The sequence below is a fragment of the Cohnella rhizosphaerae genome, from assembly GCF_029525575.1.
Lineage (GTDB): Bacteria > Bacillota > Bacilli > Paenibacillales > Paenibacillaceae > Cohnella > Cohnella rhizosphaerae.
Window position 1 is genome coordinate 616,874 of record NZ_JAPDIA010000008.1, and the last position, 12,284, is coordinate 629,157.

Annotated in this window: 8 protein-coding genes and 3 pseudogenes; all 11 read left to right on the forward strand. The window is 62.7% G+C overall.

What is annotated here, in order from left to right:
* The first annotated feature begins 101 nt into the window (after positions 1-101).
* Positions 102-1,118, forward strand: a complete 1,017-nt coding sequence (locus OMP40_RS26270; protein ID WP_277535786.1) for an NAD-dependent epimerase/dehydratase family protein — start codon at positions 102-104, stop codon at positions 1,116-1,118.
* Entirely contained in the window at positions 1,118-2,188 is a 1,071-nt protein-coding gene (locus OMP40_RS26275; protein ID WP_277535788.1) for a dihydrodipicolinate synthase family protein, read from the forward strand. Before OMP40_RS26270 ends, OMP40_RS26275 begins: the two co-directional genes overlap by 1 nt.
* A gap of 75 nt (positions 2,189-2,263) precedes the next feature.
* Positions 2,264-2,422, forward strand: a pseudogene (locus OMP40_RS40470) (serine dehydratase beta chain); the annotation flags it as partial.
* 160 nt (positions 2,423-2,582) lie between these two features.
* Positions 2,583-2,909, forward strand: coding sequence for an ACT domain-containing protein (locus OMP40_RS40475; RefSeq protein WP_338131355.1), 327 nt, complete (start codon positions 2,583-2,585; stop codon positions 2,907-2,909).
* Positions 2,906-3,794, forward strand: a pseudogene (sdaAA, locus tag OMP40_RS26285) (L-serine ammonia-lyase, iron-sulfur-dependent, subunit alpha). Before OMP40_RS40475 ends, sdaAA begins: the two are co-directional and overlap by 4 nt.
* On the forward strand, positions 3,791-4,534 hold the full coding sequence (locus tag OMP40_RS26290; protein WP_277535790.1) for a M20 metallopeptidase family protein: 744 nt from the start codon (positions 3,791-3,793) through the stop codon (positions 4,532-4,534). Before sdaAA ends, OMP40_RS26290 begins: the two are co-directional and overlap by 4 nt.
* A 4-nt stretch (positions 4,535-4,538) precedes the next feature.
* Positions 4,539-5,021: a M20/M25/M40 family metallo-hydrolase gene (locus OMP40_RS26295; protein WP_277535792.1), complete on the forward strand. Its 483-nt coding sequence runs from the start codon at positions 4,539-4,541 to the stop codon at positions 5,019-5,021.
* Positions 5,018-5,947, forward strand: coding sequence for a Gfo/Idh/MocA family oxidoreductase (locus OMP40_RS26300; protein ID WP_277535795.1), 930 nt, complete (start codon positions 5,018-5,020; stop codon positions 5,945-5,947). Before OMP40_RS26295 ends, OMP40_RS26300 begins: the two co-directional genes overlap by 4 nt.
* Positions 5,948-6,117: 170 nt before the next feature.
* Positions 6,118-10,435: pseudogene (locus OMP40_RS26305) on the forward strand (PolC-type DNA polymerase III).
* Between the two features lie 226 nt (positions 10,436-10,661).
* On the forward strand, positions 10,662-11,123 hold the full coding sequence (gene rimP / locus OMP40_RS26310) for a ribosome maturation factor RimP (protein ID WP_217595963.1): 462 nt from the start codon (positions 10,662-10,664) through the stop codon (positions 11,121-11,123).
* A gap of 26 nt (positions 11,124-11,149) precedes the next feature.
* Positions 11,150-12,247, forward strand: a complete 1,098-nt coding sequence (nusA, locus tag OMP40_RS26315) for a transcription termination factor NusA (RefSeq protein ID WP_277535798.1) — start codon at positions 11,150-11,152, stop codon at positions 12,245-12,247.
* The last annotated feature ends 37 nt before the right edge of the window (positions 12,248-12,284 follow it).

Below are 12,284 nucleotides of genomic sequence, written 5' to 3' on the forward strand. Positions count from 1 at the left end.
AGCCATTGTTCCGATTATTTAAAGACGATAAATGGACCTGTCTTTATATGAAGATCGCACGTATGATGGGATCAGGTACAAGTCGAGAGGAGACTGGTCTCATGCATACGATCGAACAACTGGAAGCAAAGCTGGCCGAACCGTCGGAGGCGCTAATCAAAGAGCTGTCGGCGATCGACGGGGACATCGTCGTGCTCGGCGTCGGCGGCAAAATGGGCCCGAGCCTGGCCAGGCTGGCCGCCAATGCCGTACGCGCCGGCGGACTGCGCAAGCGCGTCATCGGCGTATCGCGCTTCAGCAGCAGCGAGACGCGGCAGGAGCTGGAGAGCGCAGGGGTCGAGACGATCTCGTGCGAGCTGCTCGACGACGAGGCGCTGAAGGCGCTGCCGAACACGGCGAACGTCATCTATATGGCGGGCAACAAGTTCGGCACGACGGGCCGCGAGCATTTCACATGGGCGATGAACACGTATTTGCCCGGGCGCGTCGCGGAAAAATACAAAGATTCGCGAATCGTCGTCTTTTCTTCGGGCAACATTTATCCGTTCGTTCCGGTCGGCGGCGGCGGCGCTGACGAATCCGTCGCGCCGGAGCCGCTCGGCGAATACGCCCAATCGACGCTGGGGAGAGAACGGATTTTCGAATACCACTCGCACAAGTACGGCACGCCGATGACGATGTTCAGGCTGAACTACGCGATCGACATGCGGTACGGCGTGCTGCTGGAGCTGGCGCGGGCGATCAACGAAGAGCGTCCGATCGACCTGACGACCGGCTATGCGAACGTTATCTGGCAAGGCGACGCCAACGCGATGGCGCTGCGCGGCCTGTCGATCGCTTCGAGTCCGCCGGCGATTCTGAACGTGACCGGACCCGAGACGATGTCCATCAGATGGGCGGCAGGTCAACTGTCCAAGCGAATCGGCAAGGAAGCGACGTTCGAGGGCAAGGAATCCGAGACGGCGCTGCTGAACAATGCTTCGAAGTCCCACCAGCTGTTCGGCTATCCGGGCGTCTCGCTGCTGCAGATGATCGATTGGACGGCGGAATGGGTGCTGCAGGGCGGCGCGACTTGGAACAAGCCGACGCACTTCCAGGAACGAAAGGGGAAATTCTAATGGCGACCGTATATTTGCCGGATGCGCTGAACGCGGCGCTGCAGGACGGCCTGGTTATCCCCGCTCATCCGCTTGCGCTCGATGCGGACCGCAAGCTCGACGAGCGGCGGCAGCGGGCGCTGACGCGCTATTACGTCGCCTCGGGCGCGGGCGGCGTCGCCGTCGGCGTTCATTCGACGCAGTTCGAGATTCGCGATCCGGAGCACGATCTGTACGAGACCGTGCTGCGCATGGCGGCGGAGGAAGTCGACAAGGCCGCGCCTTCCCGCCCGTTCATCAAGGTTGCCGGCGTGTGCGGTCCCGTTGAGCAAGCGCTAAGCGAGACGGCGACGGCGCTTAAGCTGGGCTACGACGCGGTGCTGCTCAGCATGGGCGGACTCGGACAACTGACGGAGGAAGCGCTGCTCGAGCGGACGAGGCAGGTTGCCGCAGTCATGCCGGTCATCGGCTTCTACCTGCAGCCGTCGGTCGGCGGACGGATTTTCACTTACGAATTCTGGCGCGCCTTCGCCGACATCCCGAACGTCGTCGCGATCAAGATGGCGCCGTTCAACCGTTACCAGTCGCTGGATGTCGCCCGCGCCGTCTGCCACTCGTCCCGCAAGGACGAGATCGCGCTTTACACCGGCAACGACGACAACATCGTCGCGGACCTGTTCACGACGTACCGTTTTGCGATCGACGGCCATACGGTCGAAAAGCAGGTCGTCGGCGGTCTGTTGGGCCACTGGGCGGTATGGACGCACAAGGCGGTCGCGCTTCTCGAAGAGATCAAGACGGCAAGAAGAGCGCCTGCGATCGCGAAGGAATGGTTCGTCCGCAATATCCAGGTAACCGACGCCAACGCCGCATTTTTCGATCCTTCGCATCAATTCGCGGGGTGCATTCCCGGCATTCACGAGGTGCTGCGCCGCCAAGGCTTGCTTCAAGGCACCTGGTGTCTCAACCCGCACGAAGAGCTGTCGCCGGGCCAATCGGAGGAGATCGACCGCGTATACGCGCAGTATCCGGATCTGAACGACGACGCCTTCGTCGCGGCGCATCTGGAAGAATGGCTGCAGGAACGTTAACTCGCAGATCGACGGTGCGAAGGGAGAGGGGCGGACATGCGATTTAAAGACGTGTTTTCCATTATGGGTCCCAGTATGATCGGCCCCTCCAGCTCGCATACGGCGGGCGCCGCGAGGCTTGGACTTGCGGCGCGCCAGGCGCTCGGGGGCCGGCCGGACGAAGCGCATATCGTCTTTTCGGGTTCGTTCGCGGAAACGTACAGCGGTCACGGCACCGATCTTGCGGTGACCGCCGGTCTGCTCGGCTGCGCGCCGGACGACGTCCGGATACGCGAATCGATCGCGTTGGCCGAGGCGGCCGGGATGCGGCTGCGCTTCGGCACGGAGCTTCGGCCCGGCGGTCACCCCAATACGGTCCGGTTCGCGCTGCGCATGGGGGGAGCAAGAAACGACGATGATCGGATGCTCGATCGGCGGGGGCAACGTCGAGATCGTGAACGTGGACGGCTTCGACGTCAAGTTCGGCGCGGACTGTCCGACGCTGCTCGTCAACCACCAGGACATGGCGGGCACCGTCGCCGCGATGGCGTTGATCGTGGGACGGGTAGGCCTGAACATCCGGGCGATGGAAGTGGACCGCCAGAGCAGAAGCGGCCGCGCCCTGACCGTCATGGAGATGGACCAGGCGGTGCCGCCGGAGGTGAGACGCGAGCTTCAGGCGCTTCCGCAGGTCGAGCGGGTTCGACTCATCGATCTGAACGAGGGGGAGGGGCAAGGATGAGATTCGCCACGCTCGCGGAGCTGTCGGCGCAATGCCGGGCAGCGAACAAGACGATCGGCCGCTACATGATCGAGGAGCAGGTCCGGGAATCGGATCAATCGGAGGAAGCGGTCTTCGGCCAGATGGCCGGCTACTATCAGATCATGAAGGAAGCGGTGCGAAAAGGCACGACGGAAGACACGAAATCGCGAAGCGGGCTGACGGGCGGAGACGCGAAGCGGGTGATGGCGCACCGCGAGCTCGGGGGGAACGGCGCTCGGCGACGAAGCGAGCGCGGCGCTCGCTTATGCGCTCGGCGTATCCGAGGTCAACGCCTCGATGGGGCGCATCATCGCCACGCCGACCGCCGGCTCCTGCGGCATCATTCCGGGCGTGTTCGTCAGCACGCAGGAGCGGTTCGGCTGGACCGACGACCGGATGGTCGAAGCCTTGTTCGCGGCCGGCGCGATCGGCTACGTCATCGCCAATCAGTCGTTCATTTCCGGCGCGGAGGGCGGCTGCCAGGCCGAGGTCGGGTCCGCGGTCGGCATGGCGGCCGGCGCGCTGACGGAGCTGCGCGGCGGCACGCCGGAGCAAGCCGTCCATGCGGTCGGGCTCGCGCTCAAAAATTCGCTTGGCCTCATCTGCGATCCGGTCGGCGGCCTCGTCGAGATTCCGTGCATCGTACGCAACGGCTTCGGCGCGGTGACGGCGCTCGCGGCGGCCGATATGGCGCTGGCCGGCGTGCGCAGCGTCATTCCGTCGGATGAAGTCATCGGCGTCATGAAGGATATCGGCGCGGCCATGCCCGAGGCGCACCGGGAGACGGCGAAGGGCGGACTTGCCCAGACGCCTACGGGCAAAGCGATCTTAAGCGACCTTCGCAAGAAAGGCGGCCGGTCATGAGCGCGAACCCGATCGATTGGAACGGCGCGGCGGCGCCGCTGACGGACGACCTGATCGCCGTAAGACGACAGCTGCACCGTTTTCCCGAGCTCAGCTTCGAGGAACGCGAGACGGCGCGTCTCGTCGCCGATCGGCTCGCCCGGCTCGGATTGACGTGCCGCACGGGCTTCGGCGGGCATGGGGTCGTCGCCGATATCGTCGGCGACGCGGCGGGGCCGACGATCGCGCTCCGCGCCGACATGGACGCGCTGCCGATCGCCGAAGAGACGGGACTGCCGTTCGCCAGCGAGCGGCCCGGCGCGATGCATGCCTGCGGGCACGACGCGCACACCGCGATGCTGCTCGGAGCCGCCGAGCTGCTGGTCCGGAGCCGGTCGACGCTGAAAGGCACGGTCAGGCTTATATTTCAATCCGCTGAAGAGATCAACGCGGGCGCGAAGGCGATGATTCGCGAAGGCGTGCTGGAGGGCGTCGGCGAGATCTACGGTCTTCACAACCTGCCGACGCTGTCCGCGGGCTTTGCGTCCGTTCGTCCCGGTCCGCTGATGGGCTCGGTCGACCGGATCGAGATCGAGATCGAGGGCAAGGGCGCACACGGCGCCATTCCCGATCAAGGCATCGATCCGATCGTTTGCGCCAGCGCGATCGTCATGTCGCTGCAGAGCCTGGTCTCCCGCGAGACGTCGCCGTTCGAACCCGTCGTCGTAACGATCGGCAGCATCCACGGGGGGAGACGCTAACAACGTGATTCCGTCCGTCTGCAAAATGACGGGCACCGTCCGGGCGTTCGACCCCGACGTGAGGGAGCGATTGCCGGAAAGCATCGAGCGGATCGTGACGCGAATCGCGGACGGCTACCGCTGCCGTGCGGGCGTCGCTTATATACGCCAGACGCAAGTATTGGTCAACCATCCCGAAGCGGCCAGCCGCGTCGGCGCGGCGATCGACGCGGTGGCGGGGCCGGGCAGAAGGCTCGAAGCCGTTCCGACGCTTGCCGGCGAGGACTTTTCCGAATATCTGAAGCATGTCCCCGGCTGCTTCTTCTGGCTGGGCTCGGGTCCGACCGAACATGCGGAGCGCGCATTCGGCCTGCACCATCCCCGCTTCGAGCTGAACGAGGACTGCCTGCCGCTCGGCGCGGCGCTGCTAGCCGGCATCGCGGCGCGCAGGCTGGAAGAAGGACCGCTCGCATCCGGCTCGCAAGCGGAAGGAGGCGACGCCCGATGAAGTTTCGAACGATCGGGCTGATCGGTACCGATTCCTCCCACGCGACGGCGTTCGCAGAGCTGTTGAACGACCCGAGCCGCCCGCTGCACGTGCCCGGTTACCGCGTGACGACCGCCTGGCCGGGCGGTTCGCCGGATTTTCCGCTCAGCGCGTCGCGCGTCGACGCGATCATGGAACGTCTAGCGTCCGAGCTTGGCGTCGTTCGCGCGGCGTCGCCGGAGGCGGTTGCGGCGTCCTGCGACGCGCTGATGCTGCTGTCGATCGACGGCCGGTCGCGCACCGAACTGTTCGGGCGCATTGCGCCGTACGGCAAACCCGTCTTTATCGACAAGCCGCTGGCCATTTCCGGACGGGGCGCCGCGGAGGTCGAGGCGCTTGCCCGGACGCACGGCGTCCCGGTTTTCAGCGTTTCCGCCCTCCGTTACGCCGTGCAGGAAGCCATGCGGCGCGTCTGGGCGTCAGGGACGCCTGTACTCGAAGCGACCGTCAGCGGTCCGATTCATATCGAGCCGACGCAGTCGGTCTACTATTGGTACGGCATTCATCTCGCCGAGATGCTTTTCACGCTGCTCGGGCCGGACTGCCTGTCCGTCAGGACCGAGCGCTGCGACGAATGCGACCGCATCGTCGGCGAGTGGGAGGGCGGCCGGACGGGCACGGCCATCTGCAGGCGGCCGGAGGCGGGCTACAGTTACGAGGCCGAAGTCCGGAGCGGGGATGCGCGCATGCCGCTTCCGATCTCGTCCGACTTCAACATGCATTATGCGGGACTGGTGGCGGACGCGGTTTCCTTTTTCGACTCTGGCGTCGCGCCGGTTCCGCTCGAAGAGACGCTGGCGATCATCCGGTTTCTGGAGGCCGCGGAAAGCAGTCTTCATGCGGGCGGAGCGCCGATATCGACGGTCGGCCCCGCGAACAACGCCTGATCGTCCCCGGAATGTCGTTCTTTGACTATTGCTGCCGCAAAGTCTATCAGGTAGAATAATAGAACAAGTACGAGAACAGAAAGCTTCCCGACTTTAACTGCCGCAGGCATTCGCCTTGCGGGAGCGCGGTCGGGGGGCTTTTGTTGTTGAAAGGGATGAATCTTTCGAATATGTTGCCGAAGCCCGATCAGAGGAAAAGGTTCGAACTGCTGCTGGCGCAAGCGGAGATACCGGGCGACTGGATCGACGCCCATTTCCGCGACGGTTACATAGAGAGAGTCGAAGTGAGCAAGGCGAACCGCAGCTGGCGCTTCCACTTCGTCAAGGAATCGCTGCTGCCGCCGCCGGTCTATGCCGGTTTTCACAGCCGCGTCAGGGACAAGCTCGGTCACCTCGCGCAGATCGAAATGTGCGTTCGTTACGCGGAGACGATCGCCACGGGCGAGCTGCTGCTGCATTATTGGCCGCTGTTCGTCGAGTGGATGCAAAGCGAGTTCGCTTCGGTCAACGGCTGGCTGGGCAAAGCAAGGCCCGAGACGGAAGGCGAACTGTTGACGCTGTTCATGCTGAACGAGGCGAGCCTGGAAATGGCGCGCAAGAAGACCGTCGACACGTACGCGGCCAAGTTTTTCGAGGAGCGGTTCGGCCGTGCCTGCCGCATCAAGCTCGCCGTAGGCGAGAAGCAGCAGGAGGCCGTCGAGGCGTTCATGCAGCGGCAGCTCGAGGAGGAGCGGATGCACGTCCGCAAGCTGATGGAGAGCATGCCCGAGGAGGCGCCGCCGGAGGATTCGGGCGGAGAAGCGCCGCAGACGCTCCAGCACGGCTACGAGATCAAAGACGATGCGGTGCCGATCCAGAACATCCAGGAGGAAGAAAAGAAAGCGACGGTGCAGGGCACGGTGTTCGGCCTGGAGGTCAAGGAGCTGCGCAACGGCAACACGCTTTATCAGTTCCACGTGACCGACTACACGGATTCGCTCACCGTCAAGATGTTCGGCAAGACGAAGGAAGACGTCAAAATGCTGAACCTGCTCGCGAACGGCAAATGGGTGAAGCTCCGCGGGCGCGTCGAATACGACCGCTTCCTCAACCCGCCGGAGCTCGTCATGATGCCGAGCGACCTCAAGGAGATCAATGGTCCGAAGCCGCGCAAGGACGAGTCGGGCGACAAGCGCGTCGAGTTCCACCTGCACACGTCCATGAGCACGATGGACGCGATCGCGCCGGTCGACGCCTATATCAAGACGGCGGCCAAGTGGGGGCACAAGGCGATCGCGGTCACCGACCACGCGAACGTGCAATGCTTTCCCGAAGCCGCGAAGGCCGCCAAGAAAAACGGCATCAAGATGATCTACGGCGTGGAAGCCAACGTCGTAAACGACGCGGTCGACATCGTGCTGAACGCCCGCGACACCGTGCTCGCGGAAGAGACGTTCGTCGTATTCGACATCGAGACGACCGGCCTGTCGGTCACGGCCAACAAGATCATCGAGCTTGCGGGCGTCAAAGTGAAGGAAGGCAGGGAGATCGGACGCTTTTCCACGTTCATCGATCCGCACGAGCCGATTCCGTACAACATTCAGCAGCTCACGAGCATCACGGACGAGATGGTCGCGGGCGCTCCGGAGCTCGAGCCGAAGCTGACCGAGTTTCTCGAATTCGCGGGCGACGCCGTGCTGGTCGCGCACAACGCCCGCTTCGATATCGGCTTCATTCAGCACAACTGCAAGCAGCTCGGACTGCCGCAGCCGACGAACCCCGTCCTGGATACGCTGGAACTGGCCCGGTATTTGCATCCGTCGATGAAAAACCACCGGCTCAACACGCTGGCGAACCTGTATAAGGTCAGTCTCGAAAACCATCACCGCGCCATCGACGACACGATCGCCCTGGCCGGCGTGCTGGAGGGGCTGCTGAAGGACGCGCAGACCCGCGGCATTACCCGGATGGCGCGCCTCAACGAGGTGAACGAGAACAGCTGGAAAACGACCCGTCCGTTCCACTGTTGCATCTACATGCTGAACGCGACCGGCAAGAAGAACCTGTACAAGCTCATCTCGCTGTCGCATACGGACTATTTTCACCGCGTCGCCTGCATTCCCCGTAGCAAGCTGATCGAGCATCGGGAAGGGCTGCTCGTCGTCTCGGGCTGCGAGAAGGGCGAATTTTACGAAGCGGTGCTGAACAAGTCGGAGGAAGAGGCTGCCGAGGTCGCGCAATTTTACGACATTCTCGAGATTCAGCCGCTCGATTTTTACATGCACCTGCTGGACAAAGGGCTTGTCGGCAGCAGGGCGGAGCTCGAGCAGTCGCTGCGCAAGATCGTCGCCATCGGCGAACGGCTCGGCAAGCCGGTCATCGCGACCGGCAATACGCATTATCTGGAGCCTCGGGACAAGCTGTACCGCGACATTACGATCCACGGGATTACGGGCTTCAGCCCGCTCAAGGACCAGCGCAAGCCCGACGCGCACTTCCGGACGACGACGGAGATGCTCGACGCCTTCGCCTTCCTCGGCAAGGACAAAGCGTTCGAGGTCGTCGTGACCAACACGAACGAGCTGGCGGACCGTTTCGAGGACATCAAGCTGTTCCCCGACGAGCTGTTCACGCCGAACATCGAAGGGGCCGACGAAGAGATTCGCAATACGTGCTACGCGACCGCCCGCGAGCTGTACGGGGAAGATCTGCCGCAGGTCGTCATCGACCGGCTGGAAAAGGAGCTCGTCCCGATCATCAAGTACGGCTTCTCGGCGAACTATCTGATCTCGGAGCGGCTCGTCAAAAAAGTCCAACCGCGACGGCTATCTCGTCGGTTCGCGGGGCTCGGTCGGCTCGAGCGTCGTCGCGACGTTCCTCGGCATTTCCGAGGTCAACCCGCTGCCCGCGCATTACTTGTGCCGCAACCCCGCGTGCAAGCATCAGGAATGGTTCCTCGACGGCAGCGTGCCCAGCGGCTTCGACTTGCCGGACAAGGCTTGCCCGGACTGCGGCACGATGATGCGCGGCGAAGGCCAGGACATCCCGTTCGAGACGTTCCTCGGCTTCAAGGGGGACAAGGTACCCGATATCGACTTGAACTTCTCGGGCGAATACCAGCCGCATGCGCATAACTTCACCAAGGAGATGTTCGGGGAAAAAGGCGTATTCCGGGCGGGCACGATCGGGACGGTCGCGGAAAAAACCGGCTTCGGGTTCGCGAGGAAGTACCAGGAGGAGCACGGCAAAAACTGGCGCGGCGCCGAACTGAACCGTCTCGCCCAGGGCGTGACGGGCGTCAAGCGGAGCACGGGCCAGCATCCGGGCGGCATCGTCGTCGTTCCCGATTATATGGAAGTCGAGGACATTACGCCGGTCCAGTACCCGGCCGACGATACGAGCGCGGAGTGGAAGACGACCCACTTCGACTATCACGCCTTCGACGCCAACCTGCTCAAGCTCGATATTCTCGGACACGACGATCCGACGATGATGCGGATGCTTCAGGATTTGACCGGCGTCGATCCGACGACGATCCCGATGAACGATCCGAAGGTCATGAGCCTGTTCAACTCGGTCGAGGCGCTCGGCATCCAGCCGCACCAGATCAAGTCCCAGGTCGCCACCTTCGGCGTGCCGGAGATGGGCACCCGGTTCGTGCGCCAGATGCTCGAGGAGACGAAGCCGTCGTCGTTCGCGGATCTGCTGCAAATATCGGGACTGTCGCACGGGACGGGCGTATGGCTCGGCAACGCGCAGGAACTGATCAAGAACGGCACGTGCACGATCAAGACCGTTATCGGCTGTCGCGACGACATCATGCTGTTTCTCATCTACAAAGCGGGCATGGACGCGTCGCTCGCGTTCAAGATTACGGAGAGCGTGCGGAAGGGCAAGGGGCTTACGCCCGAATGGATCGAAGAGATGAAGCGCTGCGGCGTGCCGCAATGGTATATCGATTCGTGTCTTCGGATCGAGTACATGTTCCCGAAGGCGCATGCCGCCGCCTATGTCATCTCGGCCGTGCGGACCGCCTACTTCAAGCTTTATTATCCGATCCATTACTATGCGACGTACTTCTCGGTGCGGGCGGCCGACTTCGACGTCGAGCTGTTCTGCCAGGGCTACGAAGCGCTCCTGAAGGCGATGACCGAGATCGAGGCGAAGGGCTTCCAGGCGCTGCCGAAGGAGAAAAACATGATTCCGATCCTCGAGATGGGGCTGGAGATGACGGCGCGCGGCTTCAAGGTCAAGCCGCTCGACCTGTACCGGTCGGACGCTACCCGGTTCATCGTGGACGGCGACGCGCTCATCCCGCCGTTCTCGGCGGTCGCCGGCATCGGCGAAAACGCGGCGCGCAACATCGCGGCCTCGCGCGCGGACGGCGACTACCTGTCGATCGAAGACTTCCAGCAGCGCTCCAAGGCGACGAAGACGATCATCGAGCTGCTGACGACGATGGGCTGCTTCCGCGGCTTGCCGGAGTCGAACCAACTGGCGCTTTTCTAAGGCTTGCGCGACAGCGGGGGGCAAGGCGGCGTCTGCGCCCGGCCGGGGCTTCCTGAATATTGCATTGCAAGGGGCCTGGCGGTTATGGTATATTATTTCTGGTAATCATGTGGATATCACTGTCTGCAGAAGAGTGGGGAAACCCACTCTTTTACGTTTTGCATAGGCACTTTTGCATGTGCGATGCTGCAGATATCCATTTGAAGCAATCGGGAGGTCTGGTCATTTGAGCGTTTCGAAGATCAAATCCGCGGTCGAGCAGCTGGTCGCCCCCTTCGTGGAGGAGAACGGCTTCGAGCTGGTGGATGTAGAATACGTCAAGGAAGGCAGCAATTACTTTCTGCGCGTGTTCGTGGACAAGGCGGGCGGCATCGATATCGACGACTGCGGCCGGGTGTCCGAATATTTAAGCGGGAAGCTCGACGAAGCCGACCCGATCCCCGAAGCTTACTTCCTCGAAGTGAGCTCGCCGGGCGCCGAACGTCCCCTGAAGAAAGCGGAGGACGTCGCTTCTGCTGTCGGCAAACATGTATTCGTTACGACCTATGAGCCGGTGGACGGCGCCAAGGAATTCGAAGGCAGCCTGGACGGCTTCGACGGCAGCGTGATGACCGTGACCGTCGGGCGCAAGCGCCATGAGATTCCTTACGATAAAGTGGCTTCCGCGAGGCTGGCCATCGTCTTTTAATTTGCGAGAGGAGGAGAGCAGGAGCTATGAGCATGGAGTTTATTGAAGCCTTGGGCGAGATCGAACGCGACAAAGGCATCGCCAAGGATGTCCTCATCGAGGCCATCGAAGCGGCACTCATCTCCAGCTATAAACGCAATTTCAATACGGCGCAGAACGTCCGCGTCGACATTAATCGCAATACCGGCCTGATCAAAGTGTACGCGCGCAAGACCGTCGTCGACGAGGTGCTCGACCCGCGCCTCGAGATCGCGATCGACGCTGCCCGCTCCATCAACCCGCACTATCAGATCGAGGATATCGCCGAGATCGAGGTGACGCCGCGGGATTTCGGACGGATCGCGGCCCAGACGGCCAAGCAGGTCGTCACCCAGCGCATCCGCGAGGCGGAACGCGGACTGATCTACCATGCGTACGTGGACAAAGAGCAGGATATCGTGACCGGCATCATCCAGCGCATCGACATGCGCAACCTTTACGTCGACCTGGGCAAGGTCGAGGCGGCGCTGCCGCTCACCGAGCTGATGCCGACCGACAAGTTCAAGCAGGGAGACCGGGTAAAGTCTTATATCACGAAGGTCGAGAATACGAGCAAGGGGCCGCAGATCATTTTGTCGCGCACGCACCCCGGGCTGCTCAAGCGGCTGTTCGAACTCGAAGTGCCCGAGATTTTCGACGGCACGGTCGAGATCCGTTCGGTCGCGCGCGAAGCGGGCTTCCGCTCGAAGATCGCCGTTCACTCGCGCACGGAAGAGGTCGATCCGATCGGCTCCTGCGTCGGACAGAAGGGCGTGCGGGTACAGACGATCGTGAACGAGCTGAAGGGCGAGAAGATCGATATCGTCCGCTGGTCCGACGCCGTCGAAGAATACGTCGCCAACGCGCTCAGCCCTTCCAAGGTGCTGGAGGTCATCGTGTTCGAAGCCGAAAAGATGGCGCGCGTCATCGTGCCGGATTACCAGCTGTCGCTCGCGATCGGCATCAAGGGTCAGAACGCGCGGCTCGCCGCGAAGCTGACCGGATGGAAGATCGACATCAAGAGCGAGACGCAGGCGGAGCAGGAGTACGGCCGTCCGCGGACGGAAGGCATTGCCATGCACCAGGACAGCGTGACGATCGATTAATTTTCAAGCGGCAATCATATAGACGGTCCGCATGGGA